The sequence below is a fragment of the Chryseobacterium sp. HNCC26DJ241 genome, from assembly GCF_057180505.1.
Map to the genome: position 1 here is coordinate 12,767 of NZ_JBXUGL010000008.1, position 23,154 is coordinate 35,920.

Genomic DNA, 23,154 nt, shown 5'->3' on the forward strand with positions numbered 1-23,154 from the left:
AAACAAAAATTCATGAAAAAATTTCTTCTTTCGATATGTATTGTGAGCTTTAGTTTTTCTGTCTATGCTCAAAAAAGTATAAATGACAAAGTAAATGAATTGCTTTCAAAAATGACTTTGGAAGAAAAAGCAGGACAGCTCAGTCAGCTCAATTCCGATTGGGAAGATCTTACCGGACCCATTTTGCAGAAAAAAGATGAAGATAAAGTAGCACTTATCAAAGCAGGAAAACTGGGATCAATTCTTAATGTACGTTCTGTTGCACAAACAAGAATGCTTCAGGAATATGCCATGCAATCCCGTTTAAAAATTCCTTTGCTTTTTGGGCAGGATGTTATTCATGGATTTAGAACTACGTTTCCTGTAAATTTAGGTCAGGCTGCAACTTGGGACATGAATTTAATTGAAAAATCCGAAAGAATTGCCGCTACTGAAGCCGCAGCTTTTGGAATCCATTGGACATTTGCACCGATGGTAGATATTGCGAGAGATCCGAGATGGGGCAGAGTAATGGAAGGAGCAGGCGAAGACACCTATTTGGGAACTCAAATTTCTAAAGCAAGAGTGAAAGGTTTTCAGGGAAAAGGACTTGGAAATGTGGATGCGGTGATGGCTTGTGCAAAACATTTTGCAGCGTATGGAGCAGCAGTCGGTGGAAGAGATTACAATTCTGTAGATATGAGCTTGAGACAGCTTAACGAAACCTATTTACCACCCTTCAAAGCAGCTGCAGAAGCAGGAGTTGCTACATTTATGAACTCCTTCAATGATATCAACGGAATTCCGGCAACAGGCAACAAATATATTTTGAGAGACCTTCTGAAAGGGAAATGGAACTTTAAAGGTTTTGTGGTTTCAGACTGGGGAAGTATAGACGAAATGGTAGCTCACGGATATGCAAAAAATAATGCAGAAGCCGGAGAAAAAGCAATTTTAGCAGGATCGGATATGGATATGGAAAGCAGAATCTACATGAATGATCTTCCAAAATTAGTGAAAGACGGAAAAGTAGATATAAAATTTGTAGATGATGCGGTAAGAAGAATTTTAACCAAAAAATTTGAATTAGGACTGTTCGATGATCCGTTCAGATTTTGTAATGACGAAAGACAACAACAGCAAACCAATAATGCCGAAAACAGAAAATTCGGAAGAGAATTTGGCTCGAAAAGTATTGTTTTACTAAAAAATAAAGACCATATTTTACCCCTTTCAAAATCTACAAAAACGATAGCTTTAATTGGACCTTTCGGGAAAGAAACCATTCCAATGCACGGTTTTTGGTCAGTTCCTTTTAAAGATGATGCTCAAAGAATTATTACACAATTCGACGGAATTAAAAACCAGTTAGACAAAAATTCGACCTTGCTTTATGCAAAAGGCTGTAATGTGGACGATCAAGACAAATCCATGTTTGCAGAAGCGCTGGAAACTGCAAAAAAAGCGGATGTTGTGATTATGACTTTAGGTGAAGGTCACGCTATGAGTGGAGAAGCAAAAAGTAGAAGTAATATTCATTTCTCCGGAGTTCAGGAAGATTTACTGAAAGAAATTTATAAAACCGGAAAACCGATTGTTCTTATGATAAATGCAGGAAGACCATTGGTTTTTGATTGGGCTGCAGATACCATTCCTACTATTCTTTATACATGGTGGTTAGGAACAGAAGCCGGAAATTCTATTGCAGATGTTTTGTTTGGAAATGTAAATCCCGGTGCAAAAATTACCATGACTTTCCCAAGAACAGAAGGGCAAATTCCTATTTACTACAACCATTACAATACAGGAAGACCAGCTCAAAAATCAACCGACAGAAACTACGTTTCAGCTTATATCGATTTGGATAATGATCCAAAATTTCCTTTCGGTTACGGATTGAGTTATACTACATTTAAATATTCGGATTTTAACTTAAGTTCTGCTAATCTTACAGGAAATCAGACTTTGGATATTAATGTAACTATTTCAAACACTGGAAATTATGATGGGGAAGAAGTAGTACAACTTTATGTAAGAGATTTATATGGAAAAGTGATTCATCCTGTAAAAGAATTAAAAGGCTTCCAGAAAATATCCCTGAAAAAAGGAGAAAGCAAAACCGTGAACTTTAAATTGACTCCGGAAGATTTAAAATTTTATGACGACCAACTCAATTACGACTGGGAAGGAGGAGAGTTTGATGTAATGGTGGGAACCAATTCTCAGGATGTTCAGACCAAAAGAATTACATGGAATAAATAGAATTTACAATGGAAAAACCATTAGTAAATAAAGAATATCTTTTAAAAAAAATACCGGGAAAAGGAGGATGGACGTATGCAGAAATCCCGGAAATAGTGCAAAATAAAAATTCACCATTTGGCTGGGTGAAAGTACGAGGAAGCATAGATGAATATGAAATCAAAAACTATCGTTTGCAACCTATGGGAAACGGAAAACTTTTCCTTCCTGTAAAAGCCGAAATCCGGAAAAAAATAAAAAAAGAAGCAGGAGATATAATAAAAGTGGTCTTATATGAAGATAAAACTCCTTTGGAAATCCCTGAAGAATTAATGCTTTGTCTTAAAGAAGATTCTTTTGTATTTGAGAATTTTTTAAGCCTTAAAGAAAATGAGCAGGAAAAACATATTAAATGGATTTACTCCGCAAAAACTGATGATACCAAAATAAAAAGAATAAACTCTGTGATTGATGATCTATTAAAACTAAAAGAAAAATAATGAAGAAACAACTCATACTTATTATGGTTATAGTTTTTGGAATGACAAAGGCTCATGTTTCCATGCCGTTTTTCTTTTCAGATAATATGGTCTTACAAAGAAACGCCAAAATTCCGGTTTGGGGTTTTGCTAATCCCAATGAAAAAGTTACGGTTAGTTTCAAAAATCAGACAGAGTCGGTAATTGCAAACCAAAACGGAGATTGGAAAATTGTATTGAACGAAGAAAAAGCAGGAGGACCTTTTGAAATGAAAATTTCAGGAGAAAACCAATTGACCATAAAAAATATTTTAATTGGCGATGTTTGGCTGTGTAGCGGACAAAGTAATATGGAATGGACTTTGGCACAAAGTGAAGGCTACGAAAACGAACGCAATCAGAAAGACTTTTCTTTAATTAGGCATATAAAAATTTCTCATCAGATAAATACCACGCCTCAAAATAATACAGAGAAATCAGAATGGAAAATCGCCGATCTGTCTACGGTAGGGGATTTTTCGGGAGTTGCATACTTTTTTGCTAAGAAAATATATGAAAAAACAAAAGTTCCGATTGGTCTTATCAATTCTTCATGGGGTGGAACCAATATAGAAACCTGGATTCCAAGGGAAGCCTTCGAAAATTCTGAAGATTTTAAAAGCATGATTTCCAAAATGCCAAAAATCAGTATAAAAGATTTGGAAAAATTGGCTCTTCAATCGAAAGTAAATCTAATAGAAAATAAGACCCAATCAGGAATTGGTAAATATAAAAAAGAAGAACTTTTAGATTTCGGTTTCGATGAAAATGTAATGAGCAATATCCAAGCTCCTCAAGTTTGGGAAGAACAAATAACAGATTTCGATGGCATTGCTTGGTACAGAAAGACCATAGAACTTACCGCCGAAGATATTCAAAATGATGCACAACTTAGTTTAGGACAGATTGACGATAATGATGTAACCTACTTCAATGGAGTAAAAATAGGAGAAACCAATCAGTTTGATGCAATAAGAAAATACACCATTCCTAAAAATGTATTAAAAATTGGGAAAAATGTAATTGCCATTCAGGTAACCGATACAGGAGGTGGTGGCGGAATTTGGGGAGATCCGGAAAATTTAAAACTAACAACTGCCAAAAACATCCTATCATTAGTCGGAAACTGGAAATTTGCTGTGCAAGAAATTCAAAGTAAAATTAATGAAAACCAATTCCCAAGTCTTTGCTACAACAGCATGATTGCACCTTTGGTTCCCTTTGCTGTTAAAGGTTTTATCTGGTATCAAGGCGAGAGCAATGCAAAAAGAGCAACTGAGTATAAAAAAAGTTTTCCTTTATTGATTAATACTTGGAGAGAAAAATTTGGGAAAGATCTGCCATTTTATTTCGTACAATTAGCAACTTTTACTACAAAAGGAAACAGCAACGAAGGCTGCGATTGGTGTGAACTTCGGGAGGCACAAACCAATACCCTGAAACTGAAAAATACAGGAATGGCAGTAACTACCGACATCGGAAATCCGAAAGACATTCATCCCAGAAACAAAAAAAGCGTAGGAGAGAGGTTGGCAAATTTGGCTTTAAATAATGGTACAAAAAGTCCTGTTTTAAATAATTTTAAAATAGAAGGAAAGAAGGTAGTTGTTTCATTCGCTCCTGAATTTAAGTTAAAAACAACAGATGAATCCGGAAATATAAAAGGTTTTGAATTAGCGGGAAGCGACCAAAAATTTTATCCTACTACAGCCAAAATCATAAATAATAGAGTAGAAGTATATTCGGAGAATGTTACAAATCCTGTTGCAGTACGGTTTGGCTGGAAAGGTGATGATTCTGATTGCAATCTCTTTACAGAAGACGGACTGCCTGTTTCACCTTTCAGAACAGATGATTTCAAAACCATCACGAAAGATGAAAAATATAAAATTGTGATTGAATAATGCTTCCAAAGAAATCGACATATAAAAATATAGGATTAGGACTTTCAATGGCAATACTCACATTGTCAGGCTGTAATTCCGTTTCGCAAATAAAAGATGGGAAAAAGTTGGTTTGGAGTGATGAGTTCAACTATAAAGGTTTGCCCGATTCCTCAAAATGGAATTACGATGTAGGTGGAGACGGTTATGGAAATAATGAAGCACAGTTTTATACCAAAAACCGCCTTGAAAATGCCCGAGTAGAAAACGGAAATCTTATCATAGAAGCCCGAAAAGAACATTGGGAGAAAAATAAATATACATCTGCAAGACTTTTAACTCGGGGAAAATATTCCTTTAAATACGGAACGTTAGAAGTGAGGGCAAAACTTCCAAAAGGACGCGGAACCTGGCCTGCAATATGGATGATGAGCGAAAATATGAAAGAATGGCCGGATGATGGAGAATTGGACATTATGGAACATGTAGGTTTTCATCAGGGATTTATTCATGCTTCGGTTCATACCAAAAAATACAATTGGGTGATGAATTCCCAGAAAACGGACACACTCGAAGTAAAAGATGTTTCAGAAAAATTTCACGTCTATAAAGCAGACTGGAGTCCGGAAAAAATAGATATTTATGTAGATAATATTAAATATTTTACTTACGAAAATAAAGAAAAAACCTATGAAGCATGGCCTTTTGACCAACCTTTTTTCCTGATTCTTAATTTAGCAATAGGAGGAAACTGGGGTGGAAAAGAGGGAATAGATGATGCTATATTTCCACAGAAATTTTATATAGATTATGTAAGAGTCTATCAAAATAAATAATAGATTAAATATGAAAAAAATAGTTGTAAGTTGTCTTTTTGTTGGAGTTGTTTTTAATGCAAATGCGCAAAATTATTGGAAGAAAAATGCAGGGAAAACCGCAAAAGTATTTATGACCAATTCTAAAGCCAATGAAAAACTCGCAGATAAAGGAATCATAAAATTTGAAAAAATGGATCAACCGAAAGAAGTGGATGCCTGTATTTTTGTAGATCCGGATTTTAAATATCAAAAATTAGTAGGAATAGGAGGAGCGATTACTGATGCAGCTGCAGAAACATTGTACAAACTGCCCCAAAATAAGCAAAAAGAAATATTAGAAGCCTATTACGGAAAAAGCGGTTTGGGATATAATGTGGTTCGTACCAACATGAATTCCTGCGATTTTTCAAGCGATTCTTATTCGTATGTGAATGATAATGATGCATCATTGAAATCTTTTTCAGTTGCACACGACGAAAAGTATAAGATTCCGATGATAAAAGAAGCGCAAAAATTAATAGGAAATAATTTCACTTTATTTTTTTCGCCTTGGAGTCCGCCTGCATGGATGAAATCCAACAAAAATATGCTGAAAGGAGGAAGGCTGGAAAATCAATACTACCAGACTTGGGCAGATTATTATGTAAAATTTATCCGCGAATATGAAAAAAGAGGCATCAAAGTTTGGGGATTAACCATCCAAAATGAACCGATGGCAACGCAAACTTGGGAATCTTGTATTTACACTGCTGAAGAAGAAGGAGAATTTCTTAAAAAGAATTTAGGACCAACACTTTGGAAAAATGGGTATAAAGATAAAAAAGTAATCATTTGGGATCACAACCGAGATTTGATTTATCAAAGAGCCACTACTACTTTAAGCGATCCCGAAACTTCAAAATATGCTTCCGGAATTGGCTATCATTGGTACGAAACATGGAATAACAAAACCCAGCTTTTTGACAATTTATCAGAAACCCAGAAAGCATTTCCCAATAAGTTTTTAGCCTTCACAGAAGGTTGCAAAGAAAAGTTTGATTTTTCTAAAATTTATGATGTAAGTTTAGGCGAATTGTACGGCAGAAATATGCTGAATGATTTCAACAAAGGAACCGCATTATGGACAGACTGGAATGTTCTTTTAGACGAAACAGGAGGTCCAAATCATGTTGGGAATTTATGTTTTGCGCCCATTATTGCAGATACAAAAACAGGAGAGGTTCATTACACGTATGAATATTATTACATCGGGCAGGTTTCAAAATTTGTAAAACCCAATGCACAGAGAATCGGAAATTCTTCAAACAGAGCAGATTTGATTTCCACTGCTTTTATGAACGAAAACGGACAGTTAGTAACCGTTATTATGAACGAGTCTGATAAAGACACCGATGTAAACCTTTGGATTGAAGGGATGTCTGCAAAACTTTCTGCACCTGCACATTCTATACAGACTATAATTTTATAGCTTTTTTATATTAACATTTTTATTTTTCTTCAAAGACAATGCAGCTTTTAGAGCTGCATTGTTGATTATAGACCTTTTTCAATTGTTTTGCAATCTACGGCTTTAAGGATATGTCCATTTTCAAATTTTACACTTTTTGCATCGGTATAATTTTCTCCGGTTGCATCGTATTTTCCGATTCCTTCAATCAATTCATCTTTCTTTTTAAGAAACCAAATTTCCCGATTTTTAGAAGAGCCATCAGTTTCAGAGGTATAAGTAATTTTTAATGTATCACCACTCAATAATCCGGAAAATTCTCCTTTAGAATTCTCTTTTCGAGAATTTTTGAAGGACATCTTTCCTGTAATGGTTCCTAAATTATCTTCATAGGATAAAAAAAGCGTGTCATTTTCGGAAATTGCTGCATAACAATTCGTTACAATAGGTTCTGTTGTTGGAGTTGCATTGACACTGGTACTGTCAAAATCAGGTTTTAAAATTGCATCTTGATTGTTTTTCTTTTTGCAACTAACAATAATGCTGACTAATGCAGCAATAAACAAAATTCTTTTCATAAATTTATTTTTCAATTACTGAAATTTGAGCCCAATTTACAAATAAAATAAATTTTAATATTATGTTAAATAAAGAATTTACTATAAAATTTCTAATCGCTGAGAATCCGTTAAAAAAAATTTAATCTTATAAAGTGACGTATAAATGAAGAATAAGCATTTAGTATATATTGGCATTTTTTTAATTTTTATTTGTTGTTCAAAAACGAAGATCAATTCATCGGATCTTGTTGCCAATAATGATGTTTGGATCTTAAGCAGTAAAGATCTCGCAAATCCTGGGAAATTGAAAACAGTTTATTTGAGGTTTAATGAAAATGGATATGCATACGAAGAAAATACAATTTTAAAGTATCCTTATGATTTGCATTGGAGTTCAGAAATTTTTGAATTTAATTATAGTGACTATAAGATACTGGAGTCTTCCAAAAACCGAATAATTATGGTGAATCTGAAAACAGGAATTGAGTTAAATTTACAAAAGAGATAAATGTCCTATAATTTATATTATGTTAAATTGTATTTGTTATCATATTTGATTAACTTACATAAATCATTATTACATCATACTCTTCAAATAAATCTTAAAGGTCTTGAAAACATTGACTCCATTTTGATAAGCATAAATAAACTTTCAAAATTTGTTTAAAAATTTTTTACAAGACCAATTCCAAAATTTCCTTGCTGGTAAAATGGTAAAATCATGGTTTGGCGAGAATTTCTATTTTTAGAATTTAAAATTGAATTTATTTTTGGATATAGCCAATAAGCCAACTCTGTGGATAAAATTCCAAAACCTGCTCCTGCAACAACATCTCCAACCCAATGTTTATTATTGATCGATCTGTAAATCCCTGTAAAAATTGCAAAAGAATATCCGGAAATACTTAACCAAAAATTTATATTTTCATATTCTCTAAACATAAACTGCGCAGATGCAAAAGCTATTGCAGTATGACCGGAAGGAAATGATAAATTATTAGAATTGTCTGGTCTTTCTTCTTTTACAATGTGCTTTAGCGGAATTACTAAGGAAGACGTAATCAGTAAAGACGTTGTATATATAATAGTTCTGACTCTAAAATTGTGCTCTCCTTTTACTCCTAATTCATTAAGACCATATAAAAGAATTGCGGGTGCAAATTGTGTATAGTTATCTAATTTTGTTCTATTGAGCTTATCTTCTAAAACTTCGTATTTTGTTGAAAAATTAAGTTGCTTAAGACCAGAAATCTCCAAACTGGCAAATCCATAGCCTATCAAAATGGCAGGAACAATTAATCTTTTATATTTGAATTTACCATTTTGGGATTCTAAAATTCTCAGACTGTCATTTTTGGAAACATTACTTGAATCAATATTTTGTGCAAAAATGTTACTCCCAAAAGTAACCATCAGTATACATAGTATTTTCCAAAAATATTGAAGCATTTTATTGATTTTTTTTTATTCTATAAATTCAGAATTTCCAGCTTTTGCTTGCATCGTAAGATAGCTTCTTTCGCTTTTTCGATCAAGGAATTGTCATAAAGAGTTAAAGCATATTCTTTGTATTTTTCAATGGCTTTATCATACTGTTTTGTATCTTCAAAATAATATCCCCATTCACGAGCCAGATTGGTTCTATTGACATCGGTAATATTTTCAGCATTTCTAAGCAGTTGTTCCAGTTCTCCGAATCTCTTTTCTTCAGATAAAAGATAAGCATAATTCATATAAGTAGCACCATATTCCGGTGTAAGTTCCAATGCTTGCTTGTAGTGATTTTCTGCAACTCTCGGATTATTTTCCTTGGTTTTATAAATCCATCCAAGGTGATTATGAGCTTTTCCATATTTCGGATCTTCCTCCAAAATACTGTTGAGTACTGCTTTTCCCTCTTCTATCAACTCTTGAGATATAAGATCATCTGCTCTATCAAATTCTGAGTCTAAATAACTGTCATTCATTGTATTAATATATTTAAATTATAAAAAAGCCTTGTTATTAAAAGCATAATTTTTACCAGTGCGAAGTTTCTTTTCGCTTACTGATCATTCCATCTACCGAAAATTTCCCTGATCCGAAGGCTATTATCATCAAATAAATAGAAAGATAAAGCAAACTCATTTCTTGTTTATCAAAACTATCGGAGCTGTTTATTACCAATAACGCAATGGCTGTTGTAAAAAATGTGAAAAATGCTGCCAATCTTGTGAAAAGTCCCAAAATTAAAAATATGGAACAAACAAATTCAGCAAAAACAAAAAGAATCAATGTACTCTTATCTCCTAATCCTAAAAAATTAAAAAACAGGATTTTTTTACCCGAAAGTAGCATCTGAAGTTTTGGATAGCCATGAGAAAGCATAGCGAACCCTATAAAAACTCTCACTAATAAAAGAACTATATTGCAAAAAGCCTTATTAGTTTTTATAGATGTAAGATAGCTCATTTCATCGTATTTTCATCAAATATATAAAATACTTTTCTGAAAAAACGCTTTTATATAGGGATTTATTTTAGCGGTATCCGAAGTTTTTAAGATCTCTTTCATTTTTTCTCCAATCTTTTTTCACTTTTACAAAAAGATTAAGATGAATTTTTTTCCCGAAGAATTTTTCAAGATCCTGCCTTGCTTCTGTTCCCACTTTTTTAATAGCTTCACCTTTGTGCCCAATAATAATACCTTTTTGTGTGTCACGCTCTACATATATAATAGAATCAATAAAGATGATGCCTTCTTTCTCCTTAAACTGTTCTGTTACTACCTCTACAGAATACGGAATTTCTTTTTCATAATTCAGAAGGATTTTTTCACGGACAGCTTCATTTACAAAAAAGCGTTCCGGTTTGTCGGTGAATTGGTCTTTATCGTAATAAGGCGGATTTTCCGGAAGCAGAGATTTTAATTTTGGAAGGATAATATCTGTATTAAAAGAATTAAGGGCAGAAATAGGAAGTATCTCAGCTTTTGGAATTCTTTCATGCCACTCTCCTACTATTTTTTCAAGATTTTCCTGATCGGTTTGGTCTATTTTATTTAAAAGTAAAAGTACAGGAACAGGAATTTTGTTCAGTTTTTCGATTAAAAATTCTGAAGGCTCGGATTTGTCTGTAACGTCTACAATAAAAAGGAAAACATCTGCATCCTGCAAAGAATCTTTTACAAAATCCATCATTTTTTCCTGAAGCACGTATTTCGGATCCAAAACTCCGGGAGTATCAGAAAAAACAATTTGCAAATCGTCTTCATTATAAATACCAAAAATTCTATGACGGGTGGTCTGTGCTTTTTGGGTAACAATTGCCAACTTCTCTCCCATCAGATGATTGAGAAGTGTTGATTTTCCTGCATTGGGTTTTCCGACAATGTTTACAAATCCTGCTTTGTGCATACTTAAATTTATATAAGATGCAAAGTTAAGACTTTTTTATATAAACTCTTAAAGGCAATAAATAACGAGAAAACAGAAAAATACCATAAACATGGTAGTGATTAAAAAAAATATATTTCTTATTTTTAATTTTAAATTCGTAATAAAAACATTTTTTTTATTGATTTTATATTGAAAATCTATCATTTTTAATATGTTTTTCTTAATTTTGACAAATAATTATAAAATTTATATCTATGAAAAAAACTTTATTATTTTTTATCTTTCTAATTATAAGCCATTTTTCTTTTGCACAAAACCAGATTTTACTAAATAAAAACTGGCAAATTAAAGCAGTAGTAGATGGCTTTAATGTAATTGCCGCTCCTGCTGAACCTGAAGTTTATTATATTAATTTCAAGCCTACATCTACATTTTCATTTTTTTCAAGTATTTGTTCCAGTATTTGGGGAAATATTAATTTTAATTCAAATAACCAAGACTTTATAATTACTTCTACAAATAAAAGCTATACAAATTGTGGAAATTCCGAAACCAGTAATTTTGAGAATATTTATTTCCAATTCTTTACTGAAAATGCATCAGGAATAAATAAATTTAATTATTCATTTTCTTCCACATCTACTGGATATAAAATGGTAATTACCAATGCTTCTGGAAAAAAAGTATTTTATACATATAATTTTCCGAAGAGTGAAATATCTTCTTCGAGCTGGACTTTAGAATCTTTAGAAATTTCAGGAACTAACTATACTAAACCAAGTCCTGCTTATTCAGAAGGAAGTTCAAATTTTAAAAGTTCTGAATTTAACACCTCTTATCTTAATAGTACTATGTCTTCAGTAGGATATTTGCAAAACCAAAAATTTCATATTTTAGAAGGAGCTACTACTTTGATTGCTGATGATAATATTGAAGTCAATTACTTTGATTCTCTTTATCACAATAAATTTTTAAGAAATGCATCATATTTCAATAATCCTTTTTCGTATGAAATATCTGGCAATCAACTTGTCATTAGTAATATGAAAGGAGACAAAGCTTTCTATAATAAAACTTCAAATACTGAAGGAACAGCAATTAAGAAAGATTGGTATTTGAGAAGTATGACCTTCAATAATCAGACATATTATCCAACATTGGTTGATAAAAAAGCAAGTTTCGGTAATGATAATTGTACAGTCTATTATTTTAATAGTCTGAACAGTTCTATTTTATATGAAAATGGAAACAAATTTCAAATATACAATACATCTGTTACTTTTATAGATCCATGGGATCAACCTGAAGTTGCAACTTTTAATTCTATTTATTTAGAAAACTTCTTTGGAACTAGAAATAGCGATAACGAAAATGGAATGATGATTGTCCCGAATAATCCTTTCACTTATACCCTTTCAAATGATGGAAAAACACTCACAATAAAAAATAATAAGGGAGATATTGCTGTATATAGTAGTGAATCGCTTTCCACAAATGAAGTTTCAAAATCTTCATTCAAAACTTATCCAAATCCTGCAAATGATGTGATAAACATTTCCGGAAATGAAAAAATAAATTCACTTTCCATTACCGATTCTTCAGGGAAACAAGTTTTGAGCAAGACATTAAATGCAGAGAAAAAAGCATCCTTAAATATTAAGCATCTTTCTCCGGGACTCTATTACCTGACTGTCAATCAAAAAGAAGTTCATAAGATATTAAAACAATAAAAAAACAAAGCCGCTTCACTTTCCTGAAGCGGTTTTTTGTAATTTTATATAAATTTAGTTTTATGAAAAAGCTACTTTCAATACTATTTCTGACAATTTCCATAATCCTTTTTGCACAAGAAAAACCTGCTTTTTGGGATGACATTCAGAATTTTAAAAAATTAAATAAAGATAATCCACCCTCTGAAAATGCTATCCTATTCTTAGGAAGTTCCTCGTTTACAAAATGGACGGATGTTTCGGACTATTTTCCGGGAAAAAATATTGTTAATCGTGGTTTCGGTGGTTCTACACTTTATGATCTCAATTTATACTCCAAAGAGTTATTAGAGCCATATCATCCAAGACAAATTATTATCTATTGCGGTGAAAATGACATTGCTAATCATATAAAACCCAAAATGGTTCTTGATCGTTTTAAAAATTTTTATAAGGAAATACGAAAATATTATCCAAATATTCCTGTAGATTATGTTTCTATGAAATATTCTCCAAGTCGCGAAATATTTTGGCCACAGATAGCAAAGGCAAATAAACTAATTGAACGATACATTTTAAAACAAAAAAATGCTCATTATATAGACATTACTGTAGCAATGCAGGATTCTAATGGAAAAGTACGGAATGATCTTTTCCTCGAAGACATGCTTCATATGAAACCTGAAGGCTACAAAATTTGGGCAGAAGTAATGAATCCATATTTGAAATAATACATAAAAACCTCAGAAATTTCTGAGGTTTATTTTTTTCGTTTGCTTTTTGATTTTGCTTTTTGCTGAGCTCTATTAGCTCCATATTTTTTCGGTGGTTTTCTTTTAGAAGGACCACCTAAGTTTATTTTCTTGTTTTTATCTTTTTTCTCGTGAAAAGCACTTTCTCCTTCATTTAGCTTTACTTTTACAGGGTTTTTCATGGTAATTTCCTCTTTTTCGGAGGCTATTTTCTGTGGATTGATTTTTATATTTTCAGGAAAATCAATTAATGAAAGTTCTTTATCCATCAGCATTTCAATTTCCAAAAGCGGCATTTCTTCTTTTTTGGTAACAAAAGTAATGGCTTTACCGTCTTTATCTGCACGTCCTGTTCTACCGATTCTGTGGATGTATTGTTCCGGAATTTCAGGAACTTCAAAATTGATGACATGGGTAATATCGGAAATATCCAAACCTCTTGCCATTACATCAGTAGTAATTAAACCACGAATCTCCTCACTTCCAAATTTTTTCATCGCTTTGAGACGATAGTTCTGCGACTTATTGGAGTGTATTACATCAAATTCTTCAGGAAAAAGTTCATCTATTTTTGTAAAAAGCAAATCTACATGTCTTTTATTGTTGCAAAAAATTAAAACTTTTGAAAGCTCTGCATCAGTTTTTAATAAATGTTCAAGCAAATTAATTTTTGTATTGAAATTCGCCACTTTGTAAACCGATTGCTCTATTTTTTCTAACGGAGTTCCTGATTTTGCTAATGAAATTTCTACAGGATTTGCAAAATATTCGTCCAACATTTCATCAACAGCTTCTGTCATGGTTGCAGAAAAAAGTATATTTTGTCTTTTTTCTTTCATCATTTCAAAAATATGGGTGAGCTGCGGTCGGAAACCAAGATTCAGCATTTCGTCAAATTCATCAATAACTAATTTCTGAACTTCTTTTAGAGAAATAGCATTATCAATAGCCAAATCCATCACTCTTCCCGGAGTTCCCACAAGAATATCGCAACCATTATCAAAAAGAAGTTTTTGAGTATTGATGTTTTTTCCACCATATACTCCAATTACTCTGGTTGTGATATTTTCTGTAAGTTTTTCTAAAACTTCCGTTACCTGAACCACAAGTTCTCTTGTAGGAACCAAAATCAAAACTGTAGGATTTCCGTTTTTGCTGTATTTCCAGTTTTTCAGTATTGGCAAAAGATAGGCTAATGTCTTTCCTGTTCCGGTTTGTGCAATCCCCATAATATCACGACCGGAAAGTATGGGTTTAAAACTTTTTTCCTGAATTGGTGTGGGTTCAAAAAGTTCCAGATCAGCGAGTATATCAAGGATTTTTTCAGGCAAATCGAAATCAGCAAAGGTGGTTTTATTTATCATCTTTATAAAAAATTAAATGCTTAAAAATCTAAACATTTTTGCAAAGATACGCTTTGTAAATATTTTGAAAGAATAACCATTTGTAAACGGATATTTTGTACCTTTATCAATATTGCTTTACTAATGAATTGTCTTGAGTGTGGTAAAAAAATAATCGGGCGTTCCGATAAAAAATTTTGCAATGATGATTGTAGAAATTCTTACAATAACAAATTGAATAAGGATTCTACCAACCTGATGCGAAATATCAACAATCGTTTGCGCAAAAATTACAGGATTCTTTATGAGCAGAATTTTTTAGAAGGAAAAGCCAAAACTAACCGTTCAAAATTGCTTGCAGAAGGTTTTGACTTTGACTATTTCACCAATATTAAGGTTTACAAAAACGGTGCAGAATACCGATTTATTTATGGAATTGGCTATAAATTTCTTGAAGAAGACTGGATTTTAATTGTAAAAAAGTCTGAATAATTTTCTGCATAATAGAGAAACGGAAAGTTTTACATTTATCGTTTTTGGTACATTTTCAATCAACACTTCACCAAATCTCCACTACCATTATTTCATTTAAAAACAAAAAAGCAATAATGGACAAGTATGAATCAATCATATAATTTATTTTAGTCAAAAAAATAGTGGGAGAAAATATAGAACATATCAAAAGAATAAGAAGAGTTTTAGATTACATAGAAAATAATCTTCAATCAGAATTATCATTGAAAAAAATTGCAGGTGAAGGTTACTACTCTCCTTTTCATTTTCATAGAATTTTTAATGCGATTATTGGAGAAACTCTTCAAGAATTTATTACCAGAAAAAGACTCGAAAAATGTGCATTGCAGTTGTCTAAAAATAAAGATAAACCGCTCGTGGAAATATACATGGAATCCGGTTTTAACAGCCATTCCACTTTCAGCAAAAAATTTAAAAAATTTTATGGTTTATCTCCCACTGCTTTCAGAAAAATATCTCCTGAACATTTTAGCAAGATTTCACCAATCAATAGCAATAATGAACATAATCAGGTAGTTTTTGAGCAATACATTTACAATGTTAAACAAATAGAAAAAATTATGCAAAACGCTAAAATCGAAGTGAAGTTAATGCCCGAAATGCATCTTGCTTCTGTAACAAGCATTGGTGTACAAAATGTAGAAAATGCTTTTAAAAAAGTGATGAATTGGGGAATTTCAAAAAATTTATTTCCGAAAGAAAATGTGAAAATGATTTCGGTTTATCATGACAGTTTTAAAGTGACATCTCCGGATAAAGTTAGAATCAATGCATGTATGTTATTGGACAAGCCTATTAAAAATGAAGGTGAAATTTTTCCTGAAATCCTGCCATCGGGAAAATATATAGTTGGTAATTATTTTATTGGAATTGATGAATTTGAACAAGCATGGAATGGATTATTTCTATGGATGAATGAGAAGGGATACCAATTCAGAAAATCATTTCCTTATGAAATTTATCACACAAATTACAAAGAACATCCGGAAGGGAAAATGAATGTTGATTTTTGTATTCCGATTAATTAAAATGAAGTTTAGAGCTTTTTTGATAAAAAATAGATAGGCACAATTAATATCAAAACCTGATCTAAAAAATTAATTGCAATAAAAGAAAAAAATGAATGATTAATGTATGTAAAAACGAACACGCCTTTAAAAAGGCGTGTTCTTATATTTTATGTTTTAATTAATTTAAAACTTCAAATCTCCGTTTATTTCTCTTACTGCATTTGCAGCAGTGGCAAAACTTTCTTTTTCTGCGTCTGTCAACGGAACATCTACAATTTTTTCAACACCATTTTTCCCAATAATAGCAGGAACTCCGAGGCAAATATCACTTTGCCCATATTCTCCGTCTAACATTAATGAGCAAGGAATCATTTTTTTCTGGTCGCAAACAATAGATTGTACCAATACAGAAACTGCAGCACCTGGAGCATACCAAGCAGAAGTTCCTAATAATTTTGTCAAAGTTGCACCTCCCACTTTTGTTTCTTCCACTACATAATTTTGCTTTTCTTCACTCAAAAATTCTGAAACAGGAACTCCGTTTCTTGTAGCTTTGCTCATTAAAGGAACCATTCCTGTATCGCTGTGAGCCGCAACTACCATTCCATCAACATCAGAAATAGGGCAATCCAATGCTTCTGCCAATCTGTATTTGAAACGTGCAGAATCCAAAGCTCCACCCATTCCGATAATTCTTTCTTTAGGTAATCCCGAAGTTTTGTGAACCAGATATGCCATTGTATCCATCGGATTAGAAACCACAATAATAATAACATCAGGAGAATGTTTTACCAGATTTTCCGTAACTTCTTTTACGATTCCTGCATTGATGCCGATTAATTCCTCTCTTGTCATTCCTGGTTTTCTTGGAATTCCGGAAGTGATAACAGCAACAGCAGAACCGGCTGTTTTAGAATAATCTCCTGTTGTCCCTGAAATTTTGGTGTCAAAACCATTCAAAGAAGCAGTCTGCATCAAATCCATAGCTTTACCTTCGGCAAAACCTTCTTTAATGTCTACTAATACAACTTCTGATGCAAAATTTTTCATCGCAATGTATTCGGCACAACTTGCACCTACTGCTCCTGCTCCTACTACGGTTACTTTCATTTATTTTATTATTTTTAACTTCCTCAAAAATAATCATAATTTATAAAAAATCAAAAAATTAACAAAATTTATAAAAAAGTATTATTTTCGTTAAAAAATGTAAATTATGAAGCGAGTGTTTAGGATTTTATTAAAAAGTATTGGCTGTCTTATATTATTTTTAGCAATTTATTTATTAGCAGCGTTTTTGCTTCCAGTAATTGCCGTTAATTCCGATCATCAAAGTAAACCTGAGATTCCTATATACATATTGACTAATGGTGTACATACCGACATTGTAATGCCCACTAAAACCGAAATGAAAGATTGGAGTCAGGATTTTCCATTTGAAAATATTTCTTCAAAAAAATCAGACTATCAATATACTGCTGTTGGTTGGGGCGACAAAGGTTTTTATCTTAATACTCCAACTTGGGCAGATCTCAAATTTAGCACAGCTTTCAAGGCAGCTTTTTGGTTAAGTGAATCTGCCATCCACGAAACCTACTATCAGCAAATGATGGAAGGTGAAGATTGCAAAAAAATAATGATAAGCAAAGAAGAATATCGTAATCTAATCCATTTTGTCGAAAATTCTTTAAATAAAATGAATGGTAAAAATATTTTTATCCCAACCAAAGCTGTCTATGGTAATAACGACGCTTTTTATGAAGCTAAAGGCAGCTACAATTTATTTTATTCTTGCAACACATGGGCAAATGACGCACTAAAAAGTGCAAATCAAAAAGCTGCATTTTGGACGGTTAGAGATAAGGGAATTTTCAGACATTATGAATAAAACTACTTCTCTTCTTCGAAATAAAGTCTGTAATATTTTCCTTTTTCATCCTGCCCGGTTTCAATAAGTTTCCGATCTCCATGGATGTAAATATGGAAATTTTTGTCTAATTTGATGATGCTTTTAAAATGCCTTTGCTGTTTTTTTACGGCGGCTGTATTGATAGGAAATTCTTCGGAAATGTTAATCTGCATATCCTGTTCGTAATCTGTTTTGAAATTCACAAAACTTTCTATCACATTTTTATCTTCTAATACCTCATTGGTAAATTCTTCAAAATCAAATTGTTCTTTTTCTTTAAAAAAGTTGATTGATTTATTGAGAAAATCTGCCTGATCTGCTTTGGAAACTTCAAATTCCTGCGGAAGCTGTTTGGTGATGTAATCTTTATATACCATCAATGTTTCCTGAGTGTGAAAATATTCGTCGTCACGCTGTTTTACTTTCAGAAAATCTTCAAACCAATAATACATATCTCCATTTTTATTATTGTCTACCACCGAAAGCACATATCCGTTTTCTTTACTGTTATTGTAAATTAAAGCTGCCTTGTCGATTTTATAAAGACTGATTCCCTGATCTTTTTCTATGTCAAATGTTTCATTTTGCGGGAAAATTTTCAGGAAAGATTCTCTTTTTTCAGTTTTGAAAATCCCTATGGAATCTATTTTCCCGGCATCGGTTTCTTCGCCTTCAAAATATACAATAAACAATTCACCTGACTGAACTCTTGGATTTTCGGCAATTTCATAAAGATGTTTGGCGATGTTTTCAGACTCCCATTGGAATTTGGTCTTGTCTTCAAAAATTTCAGAAATAGAACTGTAAACCGGATTATTCACCAAATATGAATCGCTGTAAAACTGATATTGTTCCTCCGTTTTGAAGGCACCTAAAAAATAATTTTCAAGCAATTCTGCCATTCCTTCATCCAACTGCAATTCTTCTTGCGAAAGAATTAAAGATTCACCGTTTATTTTATTTCCTACTCTATGAACTGTAATTTTTGAAAACATTATTTTTTGTTTAGGATTGCAAAAATAAATATTTTATTTTAGCATTGTAAACTTTAAAAAGAATGAAAAATAAATACGTTGATTTCATTTCGGATGAGCATTTTTTAGATTGCATAGCCAATCTTCACAGCGCTTATCTGAAAGCTAAAAATAACATTACAAAAAGGAATTTTTATTCCAATAAAGTTGACACTATAAAACTGACCTTTGATTCAAAATTCAATGATATAGATGAAGAAAGCCTGATACAGGCAGAAATTCTACGGCAAATTGATAAATCTATTAATAATTCTATTGGTACTTTTCACGAACAAATATTAGGAGGAATTGAGGGTTTTGAAGTGGGTAAATTAAGTGGCTTCGATATAAAAGCGAATGATGATACCCTTTTTGCCGATATTAAAAACAAACACAATACAATGAATAGTAGCTCTGCCGAAGCTCTTTTCCAAAAACTGGCAAGATATGCTGATTCTTATAAAAAATCTAAATGTTATTGGGTTCAGATTTTAGCAAAAAATAGCTTTTGCGAACTTTGGAAAGGAGAAATTAATGGTAAAGAATACAGCCACAGTAGGGTTTACAAAATTTCTGGAGATCAATTCTATGCTTTACTTTCAGGACAGGAAGATGCTCTTTTTCAGCTTTATAAAAGTCTTCCAATTGCTATAAAAGATTATCTTAATTCTATTGAAAAAAATGAATCTGCAAAAGAAAATTCGGCATTAAACGAAATTAGATCCGAAACCGAAATTTCTCAAAGAACAATTTTAGACCAAATAACTTTTGAAAATTATGGCTACTATTTGGGTTTTGATAAGTTATAATAGCTATTCAGGAATTTAATAATAGAATACCCCACCTCTTTTCCTAAATTTACAGGAACGGCATTACCAATTTGTTTATACTGTTGTGCAATAGATCCTGCGAATTGCCAATCGTCCGGAAAGGTTTGTATTCTAGCATATTCCCTGACTGTAAACGGTCGTGTTTCTTCGGGATGGCACCTTTCCGTCTGTTTCTGTGCAGGACTACAAGTGAGAGTAAGGCAAGGTTCGTCCCAACCAATTCTTCTCGCAATTCCTGTTTTACCACCACCCAAATGGAAACTTCCACCCATGAATTTTTTCTGAATATCTAAAGGCAAATCTCGCCAGTATCCTTTTTGTGGAACTAACTTCAAAACATCTATTTTACTTTTAGGGTATTTTGCACCCTCAGATTTCGGAACATCACAATCAAATAATTCTCCTTTTTTTAGGGCATCTTTTAAATTATATATTTTTTTGTAAGGTTTTGGATATTCGTATTGTACGTTAATATCTTTTCTAACGCCTACCAAAACCAATCGCTCTCTTTTTTGTGGAACATTAAAATTAATAGCTTTTAAAACTTCTACAGGAACAACATTATATCCGATTTCATCCAATATGGAAATCATTCCTTGAAGTGTTTTTCCGTTGTCGTGGCTAAGTAAACCACGCACATTTTCGCCTATGCAAATTGGAGGATTTACTTCTTTTACCACTCTTGCAAATTCATAAAACAAAGTTCCTCTAGCATCGGCAAGCCCCAGTTTTTTTCCTGCATAACTAAATGCCTGACAAGGAAATCCACCTGTTACCACATCTATTTTATTTTTATATTCGGAAAAATTAAAATCTTTAATATCGCCTTCTAAAACATTCCAATTTGGCCTGTTTCTTCGTAATGTTTGACAAGCCCATTTATCAATCTCATTCAGTGCAGTGCATTTTAATCCTGCTTTTTCCATCCCAACAGCCAAACCTCCTGCTCCTGCAAAAAGTTCTAAAACTGTGTAATCATTGTCCGGTTCTACATAATTCGAGGTAGTTTCTTCTATGTCTCTGTCTAAAAAATATGCAAATAAAGCATCAACATCTGATTTTTTATAAACTCTGTAATTACTTACCGGTTCACGAACAGCAATCAGTTTACCTTCTTTATCCCAACGTCTTAATGTTTCTTTACTTTTACCAATATATTCAGATGTTTCTGATAACGTCATATATTCTTTCATAACCCAATTATCTAACCTTACACAATGGTTACAAATTTAAATTATTTTTTTATTAAAACAAAAATCCCAACTTTTCAGTCGGGATTAAATTTATTGTTTGATTCGCTAAATCTTTACTTCACTTCTTCAAAATCCGCATCTTGTACATCTTCCGTACCTCCTGCATTTCCTGCGTTAGCATCAGCTCCAGGATTTCCCTGAGCTTGTTGTCCTGCTGCATATAATTCTTCTGAAGCTGCCATCCAAGCTGCGTCTAAAGCTTCTGTTTTAGCTTTCACATCATCTGAATTTTTAGCTTCAAAAGCAGTTTTTAATTCTGCGTGAGCACTTTCGATCGCTGCTTTTTTGTCAGCAGAAAGTTTATCTCCAAATTCTTTTAATTGCTTTTCAGTCTGGAAAATTAATCCGTCAGCTTTATTGAAAATTTCAACTTCTTCTTTTCTCTTAGCATCTGCTGCAGAATTTTCCTGAGCTTCTTTTTTCATTCTTTCAATTTCTTCGTCAGAAAGACCTGAAGAAGCCTGTATTTTGATAGACTGCTCTTTTCCTGTTCCTTTATCTTTTGCAGAAACGTGAAGAATACCATTTGCATCAATATCAAATGTTACTTCAATCTGAGGAACTCCTCTTGGTGCAGGTGGAATATCTGTAAGATCAAATCTACCGATTTCTTTATTGTCATTGAACATTGGTCTCTCTCCTTGTCCTACTCTGATGCTTACAGCCGGTTGGTTGTCTGAAGCTGTAGAGAACACCTCAGATTTTTTAGTTGGGATGGTAGTATTCGCCTCAATTAATTTAGTGAAAACAGACCCCATCGTTTCTATACCTAAAGAAAGCGGAGTAACGTCAAGAAGCAATACATCTTTTACATCACCTGTTAATACACCACCTTGAATAGCAGCACCGATAGCTACAACTTCATCAGGATTTACTCCTTTAGATGGTTTTTTACCGAAGAATTTTTCTACTTCTTCCTGAATGATCGGGATTCTTGTAGAACCACCTACCAAAATTACTTCGTCGATATCTGAAGTTGATAAACCTGCATCTTTCAACGCTTTCGCAACTGGTTCCATTGATCTTCTTACCAAATCAGCAGATAATTGCTCGAATTTAGCTTTAGTTAAAGTTTTAACCAAGTGTTTAGGACCTGTAGCTGTAGCTGTAATATAAGGAAGGTTGATTTCAGTTTGTGGAGAAGAAGACAATTCTATTTTTGCTTTTTCAGCAGCTTCTTTCAAACGTTGAAGAGCAATTGCATCAGCTTTTAAATCTACTCCTTCTTCACTTTGAAATTCTGAAGCCATCCAATTAATAATCACGTCATCAAAATCGTCACCTCCTAAATGTGTATCACCATTTGTAGACAATACCTCGAATACACCGTCTCCCAAATCAAGGATAGAAATATCAAAAGTACCACCTCCTAAATCATAAACCGCAATTTTTTGGTCTTTATGGTTTTTATCCAAACCGTAAGCTAATGCAGCAGCAGTTGGCTCGTTGATGATTCTTTCTACTTTAAGACCTGCAATTTCTCCGGCTTCTTTAGTAGCCTGTCTTTGCGCATCGTTAAAGTAAGCAGGAACAGTGATTACCGCTCTCGTTACTTCCTGACCAAGATAATCTTCCGCAGTTTTCTTCATTTTTTGAAGAATCATTGCAGAAATTTCCTGTGGAGTATATTCTCTATCGTCGATTTTTACTTTTACAGTATCATTTGGTCCACTTACTACCTGATAAGGAACTCTGGAAACCTCAGAAGCATCATCTTTAAAATGAGTTCCGATAAATCTTTTGATTGAATAAACTGTTTTTTTAGGGTTAGTTACAGCTTGTCTTTTAGCAGGATCTCCTACTTTTCTTTCTCCATCTTCTGTAAATGCCACAATAGATGGCGTCGTTCTTTTACCTTCTGCATTAGGAATAACAACAGGGTCTTTTCCCTCCATTACAGCAACACAAGAGTTGGTTGTTCCTAAGTCAATTCCAATTATTTTACTCATGATAATGTTATGTATTTTTTTATTTTAAAT

The 23,154-nt window shown here is 32.8% G+C and carries 22 protein-coding genes; 12 read left to right on the forward strand and 10 right to left on the reverse strand.

Annotated features, from left to right (window positions below):
- Nucleotides 1-12: 12 nt before the first annotated feature.
- From AC2A1C_RS06160 to AC2A1C_RS06180, 5 genes are read left to right on the forward strand one after another with little or no spacing between them, the layout of a single operon-like run.
- A complete protein-coding gene (locus tag AC2A1C_RS06160; RefSeq protein WP_484024400.1) occupies nucleotides 13-2,241 on the forward strand; it encodes a glycoside hydrolase family 3 N-terminal domain-containing protein in 2,229 nt (742 codons plus the stop codon).
- 8 nt (nucleotides 2,242-2,249) lie between these two features.
- Nucleotides 2,250-2,720, forward strand: a complete 471-nt coding sequence (locus AC2A1C_RS06165) for a YdeI/OmpD-associated family protein (RefSeq protein WP_484024402.1) — start codon at nucleotides 2,250-2,252, stop codon at nucleotides 2,718-2,720.
- Nucleotides 2,720-4,642, forward strand: coding sequence for a sialate O-acetylesterase (locus tag AC2A1C_RS06170; protein ID WP_484024404.1), 1,923 nt, complete (start codon nucleotides 2,720-2,722; stop codon nucleotides 4,640-4,642). Before AC2A1C_RS06165 ends, AC2A1C_RS06170 begins: the two co-directional genes overlap by 1 nt.
- Nucleotides 4,642-5,457: a glycoside hydrolase family 16 protein gene (locus tag AC2A1C_RS06175; RefSeq protein ID WP_484024406.1), complete on the forward strand. Its 816-nt coding sequence runs from the start codon at nucleotides 4,642-4,644 to the stop codon at nucleotides 5,455-5,457. Before AC2A1C_RS06170 ends, AC2A1C_RS06175 begins: the two co-directional genes overlap by 1 nt.
- Nucleotides 5,458-5,467: 10 nt before the next feature.
- On the forward strand, nucleotides 5,468-6,907 hold the full coding sequence (locus AC2A1C_RS06180; RefSeq protein WP_484024408.1) for a glycoside hydrolase family 30 protein: 1,440 nt from the start codon (nucleotides 5,468-5,470) through the stop codon (nucleotides 6,905-6,907).
- Between the two features lie 65 nt (nucleotides 6,908-6,972).
- Here the strand turns inward: AC2A1C_RS06180 and AC2A1C_RS06185 are convergent, their stop codons facing one another.
- Nucleotides 6,973-7,464 carry a hypothetical protein gene (locus tag AC2A1C_RS06185; protein WP_484024410.1) on the reverse strand — a complete coding sequence of 164 codons (492 nt, stop codon included), beginning with the start codon at nucleotides 7,462-7,464 and terminating at the stop codon, nucleotides 6,973-6,975.
- A gap of 145 nt (nucleotides 7,465-7,609) precedes the next feature.
- Between AC2A1C_RS06185 and AC2A1C_RS06190 the strand changes: the two genes are divergently transcribed.
- Nucleotides 7,610-7,954 (forward strand): hypothetical protein, encoded by a 345-nt coding sequence (locus AC2A1C_RS06190; RefSeq protein WP_484024412.1) that lies wholly within the window; start codon nucleotides 7,610-7,612, stop codon nucleotides 7,952-7,954.
- Nucleotides 7,955-8,109: 155 nt separating this feature from the next.
- Here the strand turns inward: AC2A1C_RS06190 and AC2A1C_RS06195 are convergent, their stop codons facing one another.
- The 4 genes from AC2A1C_RS06195 to era form a co-directional block, all read right to left on the reverse strand.
- Nucleotides 8,110-8,895, reverse strand: coding sequence for a phosphatase PAP2 family protein (locus AC2A1C_RS06195; protein WP_484024414.1), 786 nt, complete (start codon nucleotides 8,893-8,895; stop codon nucleotides 8,110-8,112).
- 20 nt (nucleotides 8,896-8,915) lie between these two features.
- Entirely contained in the window at nucleotides 8,916-9,413 is a 498-nt protein-coding gene (locus tag AC2A1C_RS06200; protein WP_484024416.1) for a hypothetical protein, read from the reverse strand.
- A 52-nt stretch (nucleotides 9,414-9,465) separates the two neighbouring features.
- The gene (locus AC2A1C_RS06205) at nucleotides 9,466-9,897 is read right to left on the reverse strand and encodes a DoxX family protein (RefSeq protein WP_484024418.1); all 432 of its coding nucleotides are present in this window, start codon (nucleotides 9,895-9,897) and stop codon (nucleotides 9,466-9,468) included.
- Nucleotides 9,898-9,964: 67 nt separating this feature from the next.
- A complete protein-coding gene (gene era / locus AC2A1C_RS06210; protein ID WP_484024420.1) occupies nucleotides 9,965-10,840 on the reverse strand; it encodes a GTPase Era in 876 nt (291 codons plus the stop codon).
- A gap of 236 nt (nucleotides 10,841-11,076) precedes the next feature.
- Here era and AC2A1C_RS06215 point away from each other — a divergent pair, with 236 nt between their 5' ends.
- Together AC2A1C_RS06215 and AC2A1C_RS06220 are read left to right on the forward strand one after the other, a co-directional pair.
- A complete protein-coding gene (locus AC2A1C_RS06215; protein ID WP_484024422.1) occupies nucleotides 11,077-12,552 on the forward strand; it encodes a T9SS type A sorting domain-containing protein in 1,476 nt (491 codons plus the stop codon).
- Between the two features lie 62 nt (nucleotides 12,553-12,614).
- Nucleotides 12,615-13,262, forward strand: a complete 648-nt coding sequence (locus AC2A1C_RS06220) for a GDSL-type esterase/lipase family protein (protein WP_484024423.1) — start codon at nucleotides 12,615-12,617, stop codon at nucleotides 13,260-13,262.
- Between the two features lie 29 nt (nucleotides 13,263-13,291).
- Here the strand turns inward: AC2A1C_RS06220 and AC2A1C_RS06225 are convergent, their stop codons facing one another.
- On the reverse strand, nucleotides 13,292-14,647 hold the full coding sequence (locus tag AC2A1C_RS06225) for a DEAD/DEAH box helicase (RefSeq protein WP_484024425.1): 1,356 nt from the start codon (nucleotides 14,645-14,647) through the stop codon (nucleotides 13,292-13,294).
- 123 nt (nucleotides 14,648-14,770) lie between these two features.
- Between AC2A1C_RS06225 and AC2A1C_RS06230 the strand changes: the two genes are divergently transcribed.
- A complete protein-coding gene (locus tag AC2A1C_RS06230) occupies nucleotides 14,771-15,118 on the forward strand; it encodes a hypothetical protein (RefSeq protein WP_484024427.1) in 348 nt (115 codons plus the stop codon).
- A gap of 164 nt (nucleotides 15,119-15,282) precedes the next feature.
- Nucleotides 15,283-16,188: an AraC family transcriptional regulator gene (locus AC2A1C_RS06235; protein ID WP_484024429.1), complete on the forward strand. Its 906-nt coding sequence runs from the start codon at nucleotides 15,283-15,285 to the stop codon at nucleotides 16,186-16,188.
- Between the two features lie 165 nt (nucleotides 16,189-16,353).
- Here the strand turns inward: AC2A1C_RS06235 and AC2A1C_RS06240 are convergent, their stop codons facing one another.
- On the reverse strand, nucleotides 16,354-17,280 hold the full coding sequence (locus AC2A1C_RS06240; RefSeq protein WP_484024431.1) for a malate dehydrogenase: 927 nt from the start codon (nucleotides 17,278-17,280) through the stop codon (nucleotides 16,354-16,356).
- 106 nt (nucleotides 17,281-17,386) lie between these two features.
- Between AC2A1C_RS06240 and AC2A1C_RS06245 the strand changes: the two genes are divergently transcribed.
- A complete protein-coding gene (locus AC2A1C_RS06245; protein ID WP_484024433.1) occupies nucleotides 17,387-18,058 on the forward strand; it encodes a TIGR02117 family protein in 672 nt (223 codons plus the stop codon).
- 2 nt (nucleotides 18,059-18,060) lie between these two features.
- On the opposite strand, the gene AC2A1C_RS06250 is transcribed toward AC2A1C_RS06245, so the two are convergent.
- Nucleotides 18,061-19,074: a nucleoid-associated protein gene (locus tag AC2A1C_RS06250; RefSeq protein ID WP_484024435.1), complete on the reverse strand. Its 1,014-nt coding sequence runs from the start codon at nucleotides 19,072-19,074 to the stop codon at nucleotides 18,061-18,063.
- A gap of 62 nt (nucleotides 19,075-19,136) precedes the next feature.
- On the opposite strand from AC2A1C_RS06250, the gene AC2A1C_RS06255 reads away from it, so the two are divergent.
- Nucleotides 19,137-19,901, forward strand: coding sequence for an Eco47II family restriction endonuclease (locus AC2A1C_RS06255; RefSeq protein ID WP_484024437.1), 765 nt, complete (start codon nucleotides 19,137-19,139; stop codon nucleotides 19,899-19,901).
- On the opposite strand, the gene dcm is transcribed toward AC2A1C_RS06255, so the two are convergent.
- Both dcm and dnaK read right to left on the reverse strand, forming a co-directional pair.
- Nucleotides 19,877-21,103, reverse strand: a complete 1,227-nt coding sequence (gene dcm, locus AC2A1C_RS06260) for a DNA (cytosine-5-)-methyltransferase (RefSeq protein WP_484024439.1) — start codon at nucleotides 21,101-21,103, stop codon at nucleotides 19,877-19,879. The two genes, AC2A1C_RS06255 and dcm, sit on opposite strands and share 25 nt — an antisense overlap.
- A 125-nt stretch (nucleotides 21,104-21,228) precedes the next feature.
- Nucleotides 21,229-23,124 carry a molecular chaperone DnaK gene (dnaK, locus tag AC2A1C_RS06265; protein ID WP_484024441.1) on the reverse strand — a complete coding sequence of 632 codons (1,896 nt, stop codon included), beginning with the start codon at nucleotides 23,122-23,124 and terminating at the stop codon, nucleotides 21,229-21,231.
- Nucleotides 23,125-23,154: the final 30 nt, after the last annotated feature.

What these genes read in the sequence shown, in the direction of transcription:
- AC2A1C_RS06165 (WP_484024402.1), top strand. Translation starts at nt 2,250, where the DNA reads ATGGAAAAACCATTAGTAAATAAAGAATATCTTTTAAAAAAAATACCG.
- era (WP_484024420.1), bottom strand. Translation starts at nt 10,840, where the DNA reads ATGCACAAAGCAGGATTTGTAAACATTGTCGGAAAACCCAATGCAGGA.
- AC2A1C_RS06240 (WP_484024431.1), bottom strand. Translation starts at nt 17,280, where the DNA reads ATGAAAGTAACCGTAGTAGGAGCAGGAGCAGTAGGTGCAAGTTGTGCC.
- AC2A1C_RS06160 (WP_484024400.1), top strand. Translation starts at nt 13, where the DNA reads ATGAAAAAATTTCTTCTTTCGATATGTATTGTGAGCTTTAGTTTTTCT.
- AC2A1C_RS06220 (WP_484024423.1), top strand. Translation starts at nt 12,615, where the DNA reads ATGAAAAAGCTACTTTCAATACTATTTCTGACAATTTCCATAATCCTT.
- AC2A1C_RS06245 (WP_484024433.1), top strand. Translation starts at nt 17,387, where the DNA reads ATGAAGCGAGTGTTTAGGATTTTATTAAAAAGTATTGGCTGTCTTATA.
- AC2A1C_RS06215 (WP_484024422.1), top strand. Translation starts at nt 11,077, where the DNA reads ATGAAAAAAACTTTATTATTTTTTATCTTTCTAATTATAAGCCATTTT.
- AC2A1C_RS06195 (WP_484024414.1), bottom strand. Translation starts at nt 8,895, where the DNA reads ATGCTTCAATATTTTTGGAAAATACTATGTATACTGATGGTTACTTTT.
- AC2A1C_RS06255 (WP_484024437.1), top strand. Translation starts at nt 19,137, where the DNA reads ATGAAAAATAAATACGTTGATTTCATTTCGGATGAGCATTTTTTAGAT.
- AC2A1C_RS06200 (WP_484024416.1), bottom strand. Translation starts at nt 9,413, where the DNA reads ATGAATGACAGTTATTTAGACTCAGAATTTGATAGAGCAGATGATCTT.
- AC2A1C_RS06180 (WP_484024408.1), top strand. Translation starts at nt 5,468, where the DNA reads ATGAAAAAAATAGTTGTAAGTTGTCTTTTTGTTGGAGTTGTTTTTAAT.
- AC2A1C_RS06175 (WP_484024406.1), top strand. Translation starts at nt 4,642, where the DNA reads ATGCTTCCAAAGAAATCGACATATAAAAATATAGGATTAGGACTTTCA.
- dcm (WP_484024439.1), bottom strand. Translation starts at nt 21,103, where the DNA reads ATGACGTTATCAGAAACATCTGAATATATTGGTAAAAGTAAAGAAACA.
- dnaK (WP_484024441.1), bottom strand. Translation starts at nt 23,124, where the DNA reads ATGAGTAAAATAATTGGAATTGACTTAGGAACAACCAACTCTTGTGTT.
- AC2A1C_RS06225 (WP_484024425.1), bottom strand. Translation starts at nt 14,647, where the DNA reads ATGATAAATAAAACCACCTTTGCTGATTTCGATTTGCCTGAAAAAATC.
- AC2A1C_RS06230 (WP_484024427.1), top strand. Translation starts at nt 14,771, where the DNA reads ATGAATTGTCTTGAGTGTGGTAAAAAAATAATCGGGCGTTCCGATAAA.
- AC2A1C_RS06170 (WP_484024404.1), top strand. Translation starts at nt 2,720, where the DNA reads ATGAAGAAACAACTCATACTTATTATGGTTATAGTTTTTGGAATGACA.
- AC2A1C_RS06250 (WP_484024435.1), bottom strand. Translation starts at nt 19,074, where the DNA reads ATGTTTTCAAAAATTACAGTTCATAGAGTAGGAAATAAAATAAACGGT.
- AC2A1C_RS06190 (WP_484024412.1), top strand. Translation starts at nt 7,610, where the DNA reads ATGAAGAATAAGCATTTAGTATATATTGGCATTTTTTTAATTTTTATT.
- AC2A1C_RS06205 (WP_484024418.1), bottom strand. Translation starts at nt 9,897, where the DNA reads ATGAGCTATCTTACATCTATAAAAACTAATAAGGCTTTTTGCAATATA.
- AC2A1C_RS06185 (WP_484024410.1), bottom strand. Translation starts at nt 7,464, where the DNA reads ATGAAAAGAATTTTGTTTATTGCTGCATTAGTCAGCATTATTGTTAGT.